Source organism: Mycolicibacter longobardus (genome assembly GCF_002102265.1).
GTDB classification, from domain to species: Bacteria; Actinomycetota; Actinomycetes; order Mycobacteriales; family Mycobacteriaceae; genus Mycobacterium; species Mycobacterium longobardum.
This window is the reverse complement of record NZ_LQPG01000008.1, coordinates 107,288-122,408: the sequence shown is the minus strand read 5'-3', so window position 1 is coordinate 122,408 and position 15,121 is coordinate 107,288. Positions and strand designations below refer to the sequence as shown.

Genomic DNA, 15,121 nt, shown 5'->3' with positions numbered 1-15,121 from the left:
CACTGCAACTGAAACCATAGCCTGTGACGAGATAGACCCGCACCGTGGAGTGCAGCCCTCATTCATCGGGGGGCCAAGCCCTCATTTCAGAGCTAGGGCTCGATCAACCCGGTGCGGATGGCGTATCTGGTGAGGGCCAGCCGGTCGCGCAAGCCGAGCTTCTGCAGGGTATTAGTGCGGTGCCTGTCGACCGTCTTGGCGCTGATGCCGAGGATCTTCGCAATCTCCCGCGCCGACATTCCCTCGGCGATCAGCTTCAGAACTTCCTCTTCGCGCGGCGTAAGGATAGTCTCCGGCAACGTCGTACCCTGCCGTGCCCGATGCAGATAGTCCCTGATCAACGCGTTCACCGCTCCGGCGTAGAGAAACGGCTCTCCGCGAATCGTCGACCGGCACGCCTCGAGCAGGTCGCGGTCGGCCACGGATTTCAGAACGTAGCCCGACGCACCGGCCTTGAGGGCCTCGAAGAAATACTGCTCGTTGTCGTGCATCGACAACATCAGCATCCGCACCCGGGGATGGCTGCGGCTGATCTCCCGGGCGGCCTGCAGCCCCGTCATCCGCGGCATCGCGATGTCCAGGATGGCCAGGTCGACGGGAGTTTCCTGGAGCGCTGCCACCGCCTCGGACCCGTCGGCAGCCTCCGCGACAACCGACAGATCGGGCTCGGCGTCGAGAATCATCCGCAGCCCGCTACGCACCAGGGCGTGGTCATCGGCGAGCAGGATGCGCGCCGGCCGTGTCGAATCTGCGGGCATTATCGGCGTCTCGCACCCGGTCGGGCCGGCACCACCAGCCGGACCTCGGTTCCTCCGTTGGGCGCAGACGTGACGGTCAGCGTGCCATGCACCAAGAGGGCACGCTCGCGCATTCCGGTGATTCCGGCACCTTCGGCGCTCACCGCGCCGTCGCCGTTGTCGGCGATCCGCAGCGTCAGTTTTCCTGATCCGTCGACGTGCAGGTCCAGCCACGCCTTTTGCGCGCCGGAGTGCCGCGCGATATTGGTCAAGCTCTCCTGCACAATGCGGTAGCAGACCAACTCCACGTTCGGAGTGAGCCGTTCTGCCTGAGGGGCAATGTCCTTGACGACGTCGATGCCGGTCGCCTGGGTGAACTGGTTGCACAGTGCCTGCAGCGCGCTCTCCAAGCCGAGGTCCTCAAGCGCGTCCGGGCGCAGCCGGCGGGCAATGCTGCGCACCTCATCAAGGCTGGCTCGCACAGTTTCCTGAGCGTCCGCAATATCACCACGTATCCCCTCGGGCGCGGCGTCGACGGCCCGCTTCAGGGTAAGTAGGGCGACGGTGAGCGTTTGGCCGATCTCGTCGTGCAACTCCCTGGCAATCCGCTGCCGCTCGGTCTCCTGTGCGGCCAGCACCAAGGCACTCGAGGAAGCCCGTTCCGTCTCCAACCTGTCCAGCATGGCGTTGAAGGAGGCCATGAGGTGATGCAAGTCACCATCGCCAGAGTCATCCACGCGGTCGGCGTGCCGGAGCAGATCGACCCGTCGCATGGACGCAGCGAGCCGGTCCAATGGGGCGAGGCTCGACCGCAACAGCAGCGCGTTGGCTCCCACCACAACCGCCAACCCGACCACCAGAATCGGAATCTCGGTCAATTGGACGGGGCCAGAAACAGTGGCCGGCGACATGGCGAGCACCAGCGTGCCGAAGGTGAAGGCCAGTCCGTTGATCAGGACGACCCGGCGGAACAGCCCCCGAGCGGGTGCGTTCGCGCGTCTCCGGAACCGCTCGACGAGCGCTGTCCACCGGTTCATACTCCACACCCTGGTCTGCACAGGTCGCAAAGTCCATACGGGTTGTCGCGAGTTACGAATGGGTGTCAAATACCATGGTGACCGACCAATTCAGGCTCGGAGAATGGGTGGCACGCCCTGAGCACCGTCGACGTTGCTGATGTGTGTGCCATCCCGGGGGTTGAGTGCACGGGTGAAGCGGTGGGCGGTTTGTCCGACGTATCAGACCACACAACGACCCTTGACCGGAGGGATGCAACTGCAATGAACCGCCGTACCGGCGCGCAAAGCGCATGAATTTCGCGGCGTTGCCACCGGAAGTCAACTCCGGCCTGATGTACGCCGGCGCAGGGGCGGGTCCGATGCTCGCGGCTGCCACGGCCTGGGACACGCTGGCCGCCGAACTGCATTCGGCGGCCGCCGGCTACGAGGCGGTCATTGCCGAACTGACCAGTTCAGCGTGGGCGGGGCCCTCGTCCGCGGCGATGGCTGCCTCGGCGGCACCTTACGTGACGTGGTTGAACACCACCGCGGTCCAGGCGGAGAAGGCCGGCCTGCAGGCCAAGGCGGCGGTGGCCGCCTACGAAGCCGCATTCGCTATGACGGTGCCCCCATCGGTGGTCGCGACCAATCGTGTTCAGCTCATGACGCTGCTGGCCACCAACGTGCTGGGCCAGAATGCCGCCGCAATCGCCGCGACCGAGGCCCACTACGCCGAGATGTGGGCCCAGGACGCCTCCGCGATGTACGGTTACTCGGCGCTGTCGACAAACGCCGCCGAACTGGAGCCGTTCCAGCCTCCGCCGCAGACCAGCAACCCCGCCGGGCCGCTCAGCCAGGCTGCCGCTCAGGGCGACTCCGTCGGTAACCTGGCGCAGACGATGTTGTCTCGGGCGGCCTCGTCGCTGCCGGGGCCTGGATCGTCGGAAGCCACATCGATCTTGCCTTTGCTGTCGCAAGCCGATTTGCCGACCAGCCTTTTCGATTGGTTGAGCGTCATCGCCGACGAGACCGCTATCGGTATTGCCCTTCCCATGTCTGTTCTCGGGGTTTGGCTGGCGGGCGCAGCGATGCATTTCGCGGAGCAGGACTCGCAGGAGATTCTCGACACCCAGGACGTGCTCCGCGCCGGCCAGCAACGTATCTTGAACGCCTTCGACGGATTGGGGGTGCACGAGGAGCTGCCGTCCATCGACAACCTCCGAGTTCCCCACGAAGCAGTGGTAACGGCAGCCAGGGGCGAGGCATTCCCGCTCGGGACGCTCTCCGCCCCTATCAGTTGGGCCGAGGTAGCCCCGGAGATCCGCCATGCCAGCTTCTCGACGCCACTGGGCACCGCGGCACCCTCGCCGGCCGGGCTGGGAACGGCGTTCGGCCAGATGGCCCTGGCTGGTATGGGCGGCAGTGCCCTGGCCGGCGCGGTGAATCAGAACCGCGGGGAATCCGGCAAGACAACCGCCGCCGCGGGGTCCGCCCAGTCGGGGAAGCCGTCCTCGGGCTCGACCGAGCAATCACCGGCGACGCCGGGGCATTCTCCGCTGACCTCGATGGCCGAACTGGCCGCGAGAATCCGAGAACTCGGCGAACTGCACGACGCCGGATACCTGACCGGCGAAGAGTTCGCCGAACAGAAACGCCGGCTGCTGGCCCGGTAGGGCCCGTCGCCTCCGCCGCGCAATGGCTCAGCGGCGCCGCGATCGTAGGTAATCGCCGACCACTGCCGCGCCCAGGCCGTCGAGTTCGGGCACCACCACCCGGCCCTGCACCCGCCGCGCCACCTGGTCGATGAACCGGGCAAGCCCCGGATCGTCCCCAAGCCGGAAGATCGTCACCTGCGCGCCCTGCCGGGCCACATCGTCGAAGCCCTTGACGGTGTGGGCGATGGTTCGCGGATGGGGCGGGTAATCAAAGAACACCGATGCGCCACCACCGGTGATGTCCTCGAGGTGGGCCGTCGGCTCGCCGTCGGTGACCACCAGCACCACCGGCTGGGCGTTGGGATGCCGACGCAGGTGGCGTCCGGCCAGCGCCAGCGCGTGGTGCAGGTTGGTGCCCTGCTCGAAGACGCCCTCCAAGCCGGTCAGTTCGGCGGCTGTCATGGTGCGGGCATGACGCCCGAATGCGATGATCTGCAACGCATCCGAACGAAACCGGGTGCTGACCAGATGGTTCAACGCCAGCGCGGTGCGCTTCATCGGCAGCCAGCGGTTGTCCATCACCATCGAGAACGACGTGTCCACCAGCAGCGCGACACACGACTGGGTGCGCGTCTCGGTCTCGGAGACCTCGACGTCGTCGACGCTGATCGACAGGTGGGGGCCGGAAACGGCACTGTGCCCATGCGGCGGTCCCAGCTTCGCCTCTCCTCCGTCGAGCCTCGCTGAACCGCCGGCGACCTGCCGCAGCACCGCGTTGGTCAGGGTGCGGGTGACGTTCCACGGTTCGGTGTCGCCGAACTGCCAGGGCCGCGTCGCGCCGGTCAGTTCCCCGGCCGCCCCGGCCCGGCGGTGGTCACGTTCACCGCGGCGCCCCGAAAGTTGGCGCGCCACATCGCGCAGCGCGGTTTCGCCGAGGCGGCGCATCGCCTTGGGCGACAGCCGCCACTGCCCGTCGGAGCTGCGGTCCAGGAACCCCTGGTTGAGCAGCGCGCGCTCCAGCTCGGCCAGGGTCCGTGCGTCGACGGCGGCCTGGTCGCCGAGTTGACGGGCCAGCGCCTCGAGGTCGACGTCGTCCATGCTCGCGCCGGGATAGGCCTGCGACAGCTGCTCGGCCAACTGCTCGAGCTCGGCGATGTCGCTCAAGGCCTGGGCGCCCTCACCCATGCCGAGCGGATTGTTGCCGGAGAACTCCGACGAGCCGGTCCAGTCCTCCCCCGGCCGGGCCGCCTGCAGATGCGCGTCGAGGCGCCCCAGCGCCTGCTGCAGGGACGGTGAACCGAATGCCTGCTCCGCCAACGCATCCAGCTCGGCGCGCTGTTCGGCGCTCAGGCTGTTACGGAAGCGCTGCGCGGCCGCCGCCCGCTTGGCCAGCGAGTCCAGCAGCTCTTCGACGTTGCGCGGGTTCTCCGGGAAGAACTCGCCGTGTTTGTCCATGAAATCCTGGAAGTCCTGCGGGGTGTCGTCGCCGCGAGAGTGCTTGTCCAACAGGTTGTTGAGGTCGTCGAGCATGTCGCTGACCCGTTGCCGGTCCGCGTCGGTGGCACCCTCCAGCGCCTGCTTCATGCCGGCGAAGCGCTGATCGAGCATCTCGCGGCCGAGCAGGTCTTTGATCTTCTCGTAGGACTCGCGGGCCTCGTTGCTGCGCCAGTTGTAGTCCGCCAGCTCCTGTACCGCCTTGGCCGGCGACGGCGACAGTGCCTCCAACTGCATCTCGCCGAAACGGGCGTCGTCGTCGAGTGCTCGGGCCAGCTCCTTGCGTTCGGCCAGCACCGCCTCGTCGAGCAGTTTCTTGACCTCGGCGAGGGTTCCGTCCAAATTGTTGCGGCGCAACAGTTCCCGACGCCTTCGCTGGGCCTCGGCAGCCAGCCGGTCAGCCCCGGGGAGGTTCTTGGTGCCACGGCGCAGCAGTTCCTGCAGCGCCCTTCGCGGCGACGTCCCCTCCATCACGTCGCGCCCGATCTCCTCCAGCGCCTCGGCCAGATCGACCGGCGGCGCCAACGGATCCGGCCCACCGGTGTAGGCCGAATACCGCGAGCCGTGACGTCTAGCCATAGACGGTTTCGCCCTCATCGGAGGTCTTGTCGATTCGCTTGGCCAAATACAGTGCCTCCAGGGCCAATTCGAGGGCCGCGGCGCGTTCTCCCTCGGACTCCGCACCCAGCCGCTGCGCAACGGCGTCGATCACCGGCAGATCCGGCAGTGCCGCCAGCACCGCTTTGGCCGACACCCGCTCCCCCGTGGTCACCGCCGCGTCCTCGACGGCAGCCACCAGCGGCCCGACGTCGATCCCGCCCAGTGCCCGCGATGCGGTGTCGGCGGTGGCCCGGCGCAGCAGATGTTCCAGTACCGCCTGCTCGCGACCCTCCTCGCCGGATTCGAACTCCAGCTTTCCGCGCAGCACGTCGATGATCGTGCTCAGATCGACCACCCGGGCCACCGGATCGGTTTCGCCCAGCACAGCGCCGCGATGGCGCGCCGAGGCCGCCACCGTCTCCGCGGCGGCAATGGCGAAGCGTGCCGACACCCCGGAACGCTGATCCACCGAGCGGGACTCGCGCAGGTAGCGGGCGAAACGGGCCAGCACCGCCAGCAGGTAGTCGGGAACCTGTGCACTCAGGTGGGCCTCCTGGGCGATCACGCCGACCTCCGCGTCGAGCTCCAGCGGGTAGTGGGTGCGGATCTCAGCGCCGAACCGGTCCTTGAGCGGGGTGATGATGCGACCGCGGTTGGTGTAGTCCTCGGGGTTGGCACTGGCGACCACCAGCACGTCCAGCGGCAGCCGCAGCGTGTAGCCGCGCACCTGGATGTCGCGCTCCTCCATCACGTTGAGCATCGCCACCTGGATCCGCTCGGCGAGGTCGGGCAGTTCGTTGACGGCGACGACGCCGCGGTGCGCCCGCGGGATAAGGCCGTAGGCGATGGTCTCGGGATCGCCCAGGCTACGGCCCTCGGCGACCTTGATCGGGTCGATGTCGCCGACCAGGTCCGCGACGCTGGTGTCGGGAGTCGCCAGCTTCTCGGTGTAACGCTCACTGCGGTGCCGCCAGGCCACCGGCAGGTCGTCACCGAGTTCGGCGACCCGCCGGATCGATTCGGGCGTGATCGGCGAGTACGGATGCTCGCCGAGCTCGGAGCCGGCGATCACCGGCGTCCACTCGTCGAGCAGTCCGGTCAGCGCCCGCAGCAGCCGGGTCTTGCCCTGGCCGCGTTCGCCGAGCAGCACGATGTCATGACCGGCGATCAGCGCCCGTTCCAGCTGCGGCAGGACGGTGTCGTCGAAACCGAAGATTCCGGGCCAGATGGTGGCGGCGTCGTCACCGTCGGCCAGCCGGGCCAGCAGGTTCTCGGCGATCTCCTGTTTGACCCCCCGTTCCCGGTGGCCGGCGGCACGCAGCTCGCCGAGGGTCTTGGGCAGATCGTGCGGGGTGTTCAGCGCGGTCACCACTCCACGCTACGACGGGTGCGGTGGTCCGTCACGGCGTCCGGGCTTATCCGGCCACCCGATACCCGATACCCTGGGTATCGTGAATTCACCGGAATGGCGTGAACGACCGGCTCAGACGTACTTCGGCCCGGCGTCCTGGCAGGCTCGGCTGCTGGCCGTGCTGGCGGCGATCTTCCTGCGTACCTCGATCGCCGTGCTGACGATCATCGGCATGGTCGTCAACCGGATCTGGCCCGCGGGATTGCAGCGGGCACGTCTCGACCTCATCGACCTACCGATGCGCTACCTCCGGGCGCTGCCGGGCACCGAGGTGACACCGCGGCGGCTGACCGACTGTCCGGCGGAGTGGGTGGTGGCCCCCGCCGCCCGCGATTCAGACCGGGTGATCGTCTACTTCCACGGCTCGGCACTGGTGACGCTGGGCCTCAATTCACACCGCCGCTTCGCCAGCAAGCTGTCAGCAGCCACCGGGGCGAAGGTGTTCAACGTGGGCTACCGCTTGGCACCGCTGGCCGGCATCGAAGAGGCCGTCTCCGACGGCCTGTGCGCCTACCAGTACGTGCTGGACGCCGGGTTCACCACGGATCGCATTGTGGTGGCCGGCGATTCGGCCGGCGGACTGATGGCGGTGAACACCGCGCTGGCGGCCCGTGACGCCGGGCTGCCGCCGCCCGCCGGTCACGTGTTGATGTCGCCGCTGACATCGTCGGACATGGAGATCAAACGACAGGCCGCGCGCACCCACCGCGATCCGTTCTTCCCGTTCATGGCGTTCATGTTCATCTATCGGGTGTTCGCCACCGTGAACGGCACCCGCGAGCTGCCGGTGATGCCCCCGGAAGCAGAGCTGCGTGGGCTGGGCCCGTTCCTGCTGCAGGTCGGCAACAACGAGATGCTGCGCAACGACACCTTCGTGCTGGCCGACAAACTCAGTGCTGCCGGGGTGGAGAACTGGGTCCAGGTCTGGGACCGGGCGTTGCACATGTTCCAGTTGACCTTCGATGTCAACCCGGATGCCCGTCGTGCGGTCGACGAGATCGCCGACTTCATCGACTACGCCATGACAGACGCACCTGCCGACGCCGGCTCGACGGCCGTCACCGACGAGATCGCCTGACGCTCAAGCTCGATCTTGAAGTAGCGCCAGCAGCAGCGGAATCCGGTTGGCTTCGATCTCCGGTTGCGGCAGCACGGCACGCACAATCGCCGCACCGTCGAAGGTGTTGGTGAGCAGCGCAACCAGATTCGGGAAGAGTTCCGGCGGAAACGTGTCCGCGGCGGGAATCGCCCGGGCGGCATCGCAGATCTTGGCGCTGTAGTCGGCGAGCACGTCCTGCAGGGCAGCCCGCAGCTTGTCGTCGGTGCGCGCGGCGATCAGCAGCTCGTAGACCACGGCGTTGGTGGAGTTGGCGGTCAGGTCCCGCAGCACGGTCAACACCGCTTCCAGTGCCGGCACCTCCGCCGAGATCTCGGCGACCTGCTTGCCGAACCGCTCCAGCTGACGTCGCAGCACCTCCTGGGCGGTGGCCGCCATGAAGTCGCCCATGGTGCCGAAGTGGCGGAACAATGCCCCGTCGGAGACCCCGGCGCGCGCGGCGATCACCTTTGCCGATGCCCGCGCGTACCCGATCTCGGCGATGGTGGCGATGCTGGCGTCGAGCAATCCGGCGACGGTGGTCTCGCGGCGCTCCTGCTGGGTCCTGGCCATGCCTTACACCGATTGCAGCTCACGGGATCCGGCGCGCAGGAAGTTGCCGGATTTCACCGTCGTGCCGTAGCCGTCGCAGAACTGCCCGTTGCGGAACACCACCGCTCCGCCCACCCCGGTAGCCACCACGGCGTCGTCGTTGCGGTTGACCATCCGGCTGAGGTCGCCGTAGAACGGCACCTTCTCCTCGTGGTAGCCGTCCACGGCGTCGGTCAGGCCCGCCGGGTCGATCACCACGAAGTCCGCGCGGTCGCCTTGGCGCAGGGTGCCGGCGTCGAAGCCGAACCAGTCGGCGACTTCGGAGGTCAGGCGATACACCGCCCGCTGGACGGTCATGAACGGCCGGCCGGCTGCCTCGGCGTCGCGAACTCGCTTGAGCAAACGCAGCGAGAAGTTGTAGAAGGCCATATTGCGCAGGTGTGCGCCGGCATCGGAGAACCCCATGTGGATCACCGGCTCGTTGGCCAGCTTGTCCAGCTGCTTGGGCCGGTGGTTGGCGACGATGGTGGTCCAGCGCACGTTGCGTTCGCCGTTGTCCACCAACACATCCAGGAACGCGTCCAGCGGGTGCAGGCCTCGCTCGTCCGCGATCTGCCCGAAGCTCTTGCCGATCAGGCTGGCATCCGGGCATTCGACGATCACCGCGTCGTGGAAGTCGCGGTGCCACAGGCTCGGACCCAACTTCCTGCGGTCGAAGGCCTTGCGGAACCGGCGGCGGTACTCGGTGTCGGCCAGCAACGTGTTGCGCTCCAACTCGTCGCGCAGATGCAGTGCGGCGGTGCCCGCGCCGAACTCCTCGAACACCGGCAGATCGATTCCGTCGGAATACAACTCGAACGGCACCGGCAGGTGCTGGAACCGAACCGATGAGCCGAGCACAGCGTTGAGCAACCGGGCGCCCGGACCGAAAACCCGCACCGCGCCCGGCGCCGACTTGGCGTCGGCGGAGACCAGCAGGCTCATCCGCACCCCGCGGCGCCGGCCGAACATGCCGCTGCTGGTCAGGAAGAAGTTCAATGCCGTCAACGGGTTACGGACGTCGGGCGCGCTCTGCAGCATCCGGCCCCGCTTGCGCAACACCTTGATCAGCCGGCGCCGCTCACGCCAGGTGGCGAACGTCGACGGCAGTGCCCGGGACCGGAAGCGGTCACCGTCGAGCTTGTCGATGGGTGCGTCCATCCCGGACATGCCCAGCAGCCCGGCCTGCAGCCCCTCGTCGAGCAGCGTGGCCATCTTCTCCAGTTCGGCTTCGGTCGGGACGACGCCGTCCGTGGTGGCGCGATCCAGGCCGAGCACCGCGGTCCGCAGATCCGAATGACCAAGCATGGAGCTGACATTGGGCCCCAGCGGCAGCTCCTCAAGGGCACGCACGTACTCGGCGGGCGTAGACCAGGTCTTCTTGGCCTGCAACGCTTCCAGCACGAACTTGCGCGGCACCGCCTCCACCCGGCTGAACAGGTCGGCGGCGTCCTCGGTGTCGGCGTACACCGTCGACAGCGAGCAGTTGCCCAGCAGTACCGTGGTGACGCCGTGGCGCACCGATTCCCGCAGCCCCGGGTCCAGCAGCACCTCGGCGTCGTAGTGGGTGTGCACGTCGATGAAGCCCGGAACCACCCACTTGCCGGCCGCGTCGATCACGTCGGGGCAGGCGGTTTCATCCAGCTCTCCCGACACGATGTCGGCGACGACACCGTCTCGGATGCCCAGGGTGCGGACCTGCGGGGCGTTGCCCAGGCCGTCGAACCACAGTCCGTTGCGGATGATCAGGTCATAGGCCACGACGTCTCCCAACTCCGAAGGTTGAGTTAGATAGTGAGCGCTTACAACCTAAATGTCAAGGGGTCGAACGTCGAGTTGATGCACGCTTTCGGCGCCTTCGCGTGACACAACCCGACACTCGGCATACAAGATCAGTGCGCGAAGTGCCGAGCCCCGGTGAGATACAGGGTGATCCCGGCCTCGGCGGCCGCTGCGGTCACCTCGTCGTCGCGCACCGAACCCCCGGGGTGCACGATCGCCCTCACACCGGCCGCGGTGAGCGTCTGCAGCCCGTCGGGGAACGGGAAGAACGCATCCGAGGCGGCGACCGCGCCGGCCACCCGCTCGCCACCGCGTTCCACCGCCAATCGGGCCGCGTCCACCCGGTTGACCTGGCCCATCCCCACGCCGATGGTGGCGCCGTCGGCCGCCACGACGATCGCGTTGGACTTGACCGCGCGACAGGCTCGCCAGGCGAAGACCAGGTCGGCCAGCGTGGCCGGGTCGGCCGGCTCCCCGGTGGCCAGCGTCCAGTTCGCCGGGTTGTCGCCCGGCGCGTCGAGGCCGTCGCGGCTCTGCATCAGCAGCCCGCCGCTGATCTGTCGCCACTCGGTGCCGCCGCGCAGCGGTTCGGAGGCCAGCAGCACCCGGATGTTCTTCTTGCGCGACAAGATCTCGACGGCGCCCGGCTCGTAGGCCGGCGCGACGATGACCTCGGTGAAAATGGTGCTGACGTACTCCGCCATCTCCACACTGACCTCGGTGTTGGCCGCGATCACCCCGCCGAACGCACTCAAGGGATCGCACTCGTGGGCCTTGCGGTGAGCGTCGGCCACCGACGTCGCCGAGATCGCGATTCCGCACGGGTTGGCGTGCTTGATGATGGCCACGCAGATCTCTTCGTGGTCGAAGGCCGCGCGCCAGGCGGCGTCGGCATCGGTGAAGTTGTTGTAGGACATCTCTTTTCCGTGCAGCTGCTCGGCCTGAGCCAAGCCCGGCCACGCCCCGCCGTCACAGTAGAGAGCGGCCTGCTGGTGCGGGTTCTCGCCGTAGCGCAGCTGCGCCGCGCGGCGGTAGGTGCGCCCGTACCATTCCGGCAGCGCCTGCGGCGGCTCCTCGGGCGCCAAGGTCGACGACATCCAGCCGGCAACGGCGACGTCGTATTCGGCGGTGTGCCGAAATGCCAGTGCCGCCAGTCGTTTCCGGTCCGCAAGGGTGAACCCGCCGGCGTTGACCGCGGCCAGCACCCCGTCGTACCCGAGCGGGTCGACCACCACGGCGACACTGGGGTGGTTCTTGGCGGCGGCCCGGATCATCGAGGGCCCGCCGATGTCGATCTGCTCGACGCATTCGTCGATACCGGCGCCGGAATCCACGGTCTCGCTGAACGGGTACAGGTTGACCACCACCAGCTCGAAGGCCGCGATGTCCAGTTCATCGAGCGCAGCCGCGTGCTCGGGCTTGCGCAGGTCGGCCAGCAGCCCGGCATGCACCCGCGGGTGCAGGGTCTTGACCCGGCCGTCGAGCACCTCCGGGAAACCGGTCACCTGCTCTACCGGTGTCACCGGAATGCCTTTGGCCGCAATCGTCTTGGCGGTCGATCCGGTGGACACGATGTCCACGCCGGCGGCATGCAGGCCGGCCGCCAGGTCGACCAGTCCGGTCTTGTCGTAGACGCTGATCAATGCCCGCCGAATCGGTCGCTTGCCGTCGGTCATCCTATGGTTGCCTTTCGTCCGGTCCAGGTCACGCCGCCAGTCGCCAGTGCGGCCAGTACGTCCACCAGGAGCTTGCGCTCCACTGTCTTGATGCGTTCATGCAGGGTGTATTCGTCGTCGCTGTCGAGCACGGCGACCGGTTCCTGCGCCAGCACCGGGCCCGTGTCGGTGCCGGCGTCCACCAGATGCACGGTGCAGCCGGTGACCTTCACGCCGTAGGCCAGGGCCTCGGGCACGGCATGCGCGCCCGGGAAGGCCGGCAGCAGCGCCGGGTGGGTGTTGACGGTGCGTCCCAGAAACCGGGTGAGGAAGTGCGATCCCAGGATCTTCATGAAACCGGCCGAGACCACCAGATCGGGGGTGTGCGCCGCGGTGGCCTCCGCCAGCGCGAGATCCCAGGCCGCCCGGTCGGGGTAGTCGGACAGCGCGACGGTGAACACCGGCAAGCCCGCCGAGCGGGCGATCTCCACCGCGCGGCAGTTCCGGTCGGTGCCGACGGCCACCACCCGGGCGGGGTAGTCGCCCACCGCCGCGGCCAGCAACGCCTCCAGCAGCGACCCCGTCCCCGAAGCCAGCACCACCAGCCGGGCGGGGGCGCTGGGGGCTACGTGGATCGGTTGCACGGTGACTGAGCCTAATGGGTCGCCCTCAGCGCAACGGGGCGCCGTCATCAAGCCGGGCCAGGGCGGTCGAACCCGTCGTCGTCGGTGAACATCAGATCCTCGGGATCTTCCAGCGGCCCGGGCGGCTCGGTCGGCGCGTGCGATCCGAACGTCGGGTGCGGTTCGGGGTCGGGCGTCCAACTCAGCTCGCTGCCCCCGGATTCGAAGTCCGCTTCGAACAGCTCGTCGGGCTCGAACAGTTCGCCCGGTCCGCCGGGATCCTCGGGATCGACAACCGAAGCCGGCACCGGGACGGGTTCGGGGTCCACCGGCCTGTCCGGGGCCGGCGGCAACACCCGTTGCGGCCCGGTGACAGCACCCGGTCGCACCCCGCCGATCATCACCACCGTCAGCGCACCGATCCCGGCGAGCCAACCGAACACCGCCGGGCCGAAGGTCAACTGGTCCACCCCGACGTCACCGAAGTTGCCCAGCCGTCCGCCACCGGCGAAGCCGAGCAGTGCCATCGACACCGCGGCGATGAACGCGGCGGCCGTGACCTTGGCCAGCGCCGGAACCAGTGGCAGGGGTCGGCGGGCGCACTGCTGGCCGACCGCCACACCCGAGGCCGCGCCGATGATCAAGAGCGCCACCCATGCCGGACCCAACGGCGGGGTGGGCGCCGCGGCCAGGATCGGCAGCGCCGGGATGTCGCCGCCGAGCACCGTGAACGCACTGAACAGCGCGGGGCCGATGTGCGCACTCGAGCCGACCGCCATGGCTGTGGCGCCGAGGAGAACGTTGGGCAGGTACAACACCGCCAGCAACGTGAGGCTGAACTGCCCGAACAGCGAATCGGTGACCGCGTAGAGCTCGTGCATGGTCCCCCAGTGCCAGACCAGGGAGATCACCGTCGCCGCGCCGGCCAGGCCGAACAGCGCCAGCATGCCGGTGATCGCCGCCCGCACCGAGTCCGCCAGCCACTCCGGCAGCGACGTCTCGGCCAGCACGCGCGGGCCCACCCGCGTCCACAGCCCGATACCCGCGCCGATCGCGTGCACCACGAGTACGTGCGCGAACGCGCCCAGCGCGTGCGGGGTCTGCAGTTCGGTGATGACCGACGCCGCGTCGTGGATGACCGCCAGGGAGATCGCCGCGATCAACAACGGGCCGCCCAGGGCCGACGCCACGATCCAGCGGATCACGAACCAGGAGGCGCCGCGCGCGGTGGCCTGGGCCGTGGTTCGCGCGGTTCCGGCCACCATCAGCAACACCGGGAGCAGTGGCAGCACACCCAGATCGCGGCCGCCGATGGAGATCGGCACTTGGTGCACGCCCAGCCACATGCTGGCGATGGCACCCGACGCCCCGGTCATGTCGCTGTTGGCGATCAGCAACTGCAGCAGCGTCACCGCCGCGATCACCGTCAACGCCACGATGGACGGGCCGAATGCAACCCGTACCAGGTCGCGGGTCGGGTTCGAGCCTGGTCTGCCGCCGGCCACCGATGTCACGCCGCGAGCACGTTCAACTCGGCGAGGAGCGGGCGCGGGTTAGGGCTGCGCCGGCCCCGACGGGGCGGAGCCGCCCTGCGACTGCTGGCCGCCCGTCGAGGTCTGTCCCTGACCGGATGTGCCCTGGCCACCCGTCGAACCCTGGCCACCCGTCGAAGAAGTACCGGTCCCGCCGGGCGCCGGCGGGCTGAAGGTGGGGAAACCGGTCGGCGGGGTGGGCGGCCCCTGCGGCGCGGCCTGGGCCTGCTGAGCGCCGGGGGCGGTGAAGCCTCCCGTTGACGAGGATGCGGGAGCCTGCTGTACACCGAAGCCTCCGCTGTACGGGGCCGACGGGTAGCCGCCGCCGTAGGACGGGTATCCGGACTGCTGCGGAGCCTGTTGGCCCTGAGCGCCGTAGCCCTGCTGACCCGGCTGACCGTAGTAGTTGCCCCCCGGCGGCAGCCCGTACTGGGCGTAAGGGTCGTACTTCGGGCGCGGAGCCGGTGGGGTGATGACACCGGCCTCCAGCAGCAGCGAGCCGACCGCGGCGACGGCCTGCAGGATGCTGAAGGTCAAGATCAGCCACAGCCCCCAGCCGATCGAGTAGTCGCTGCCGGCATCGGCGACGGTCGAGATCGCCAGTAGGGCGCCCAGCGCCGCGATCGCAGCGACCACCGGCGTGTAGCGCTTCGCCTTGGGCAGCAGGCCCGCCCCGGCCAGCAGTGCCGCCAGCACCGCGAGCGGAACCGTGTGGCCGGCGTCGCCGAGGACCAGCGGGTAGTCGACGTCGGTGATGGTCACGATCGGGCCGAAGTTCGCCAGGTAGACGCCCAGCCCCAGCACCGCCACCGCGATCTGCAGGTACAACGGCAACTTGCTTTCGGCATCACCGCCCGTTTTGGCGAACGACGGGGTGGATGGTCCGTAGGAGCCTGACGGCTGGGAAGGCTGGAAGCCGGGAGTCCCGGGCGAGTAGGTCATGACCT

General features: G+C 68.5%; 12 protein-coding genes. 2 read left to right on the top strand and 10 right to left on the bottom strand.

Translation table 11 applies throughout. The annotated features are described in order from the left end of the window. Positions 1-92 precede the first annotated feature (92 nt). Both AWC16_RS03290 and AWC16_RS03285 read right to left on the bottom strand, forming a co-directional pair. Positions 93-758, bottom strand: coding sequence for a response regulator (locus AWC16_RS03290; protein WP_085263362.1), 666 nt, complete (start codon positions 756-758; stop codon positions 93-95). Then, positions 758-1,774 carry a HAMP domain-containing sensor histidine kinase gene (locus AWC16_RS03285; RefSeq protein ID WP_085263361.1) on the bottom strand — a complete coding sequence of 339 codons (1,017 nt, stop codon included), beginning with the start codon at positions 1,772-1,774 and terminating at the stop codon, positions 758-760. Before AWC16_RS03285 ends, AWC16_RS03290 begins: the two co-directional genes overlap by 1 nt. Positions 1,775-2,046: 272 nt before the next feature. Here AWC16_RS03285 and AWC16_RS25470 point away from each other — a divergent pair, with 272 nt between their 5' ends. Continuing rightward, complete coding sequence (locus AWC16_RS25470) at positions 2,047-3,408, top strand: PPE family protein, SVP subgroup (protein ID WP_085263360.1); 1,362 nt, start codon at positions 2,047-2,049, stop codon at positions 3,406-3,408. Between the two features lie 27 nt (positions 3,409-3,435). Here AWC16_RS25470 and AWC16_RS03275 read toward each other — a convergent pair whose 3' ends face one another. Further along, entirely contained in the window at positions 3,436-5,481 is a 2,046-nt protein-coding gene (locus AWC16_RS03275) for a VWA domain-containing protein (RefSeq protein ID WP_409370638.1), read from the bottom strand. Continuing rightward, complete coding sequence (locus tag AWC16_RS03270; RefSeq protein ID WP_085263422.1) at positions 5,456-6,844, bottom strand: sigma 54-interacting transcriptional regulator; 1,389 nt, start codon at positions 6,842-6,844, stop codon at positions 5,456-5,458. Before AWC16_RS03270 ends, AWC16_RS03275 begins: the two co-directional genes overlap by 26 nt. 91 nt (positions 6,845-6,935) lie before the next feature. Between AWC16_RS03270 and AWC16_RS03265 the strand changes: the two genes are divergently transcribed. Next, the gene (locus AWC16_RS03265; protein ID WP_085263358.1) at positions 6,936-7,973 is read left to right on the top strand and encodes an alpha/beta hydrolase; all 1,038 of its coding nucleotides are present in this window, start codon (positions 6,936-6,938) and stop codon (positions 7,971-7,973) included. A 3-nt stretch (positions 7,974-7,976) separates the two neighbouring features. Here the strand turns inward: AWC16_RS03265 and AWC16_RS03260 are convergent, their stop codons facing one another. The 6 genes from AWC16_RS03260 to AWC16_RS03235 form a co-directional block, all read right to left on the bottom strand. Next, complete coding sequence (locus AWC16_RS03260; protein ID WP_085263357.1) at positions 7,977-8,564, bottom strand: TetR/AcrR family transcriptional regulator; 588 nt, start codon at positions 8,562-8,564, stop codon at positions 7,977-7,979. A 3-nt stretch (positions 8,565-8,567) separates the two neighbouring features. Then, positions 8,568-10,343 (bottom strand): N-acyl-D-amino-acid deacylase family protein, encoded by a 1,776-nt coding sequence (locus AWC16_RS03255; RefSeq protein WP_085263356.1) that lies wholly within the window; start codon positions 10,341-10,343, stop codon positions 8,568-8,570. Between the two features lie 131 nt (positions 10,344-10,474). Next, positions 10,475-12,040: a bifunctional phosphoribosylaminoimidazolecarboxamide formyltransferase/IMP cyclohydrolase gene (gene purH / locus AWC16_RS03250; protein WP_085263355.1), complete on the bottom strand. Its 1,566-nt coding sequence runs from the start codon at positions 12,038-12,040 to the stop codon at positions 10,475-10,477. Continuing rightward, on the bottom strand, positions 12,037-12,711 hold the full coding sequence (purN, locus tag AWC16_RS03245; RefSeq protein WP_085263354.1) for a phosphoribosylglycinamide formyltransferase: 675 nt from the start codon (positions 12,709-12,711) through the stop codon (positions 12,037-12,039). Before purN ends, purH begins: the two co-directional genes overlap by 4 nt. Then, positions 12,711-14,147 (bottom strand): cell division protein PerM, encoded by a 1,437-nt coding sequence (locus AWC16_RS03240; protein ID WP_085263421.1) that lies wholly within the window; start codon positions 14,145-14,147, stop codon positions 12,711-12,713. Before AWC16_RS03240 ends, purN begins: the two co-directional genes overlap by 1 nt. A 48-nt stretch (positions 14,148-14,195) precedes the next feature. Continuing rightward, positions 14,196-15,116 carry a DUF5336 domain-containing protein gene (locus tag AWC16_RS03235; protein WP_085263353.1) on the bottom strand — a complete coding sequence of 307 codons (921 nt, stop codon included), beginning with the start codon at positions 15,114-15,116 and terminating at the stop codon, positions 14,196-14,198. Positions 15,117-15,121: the final 5 nt, after the last annotated feature.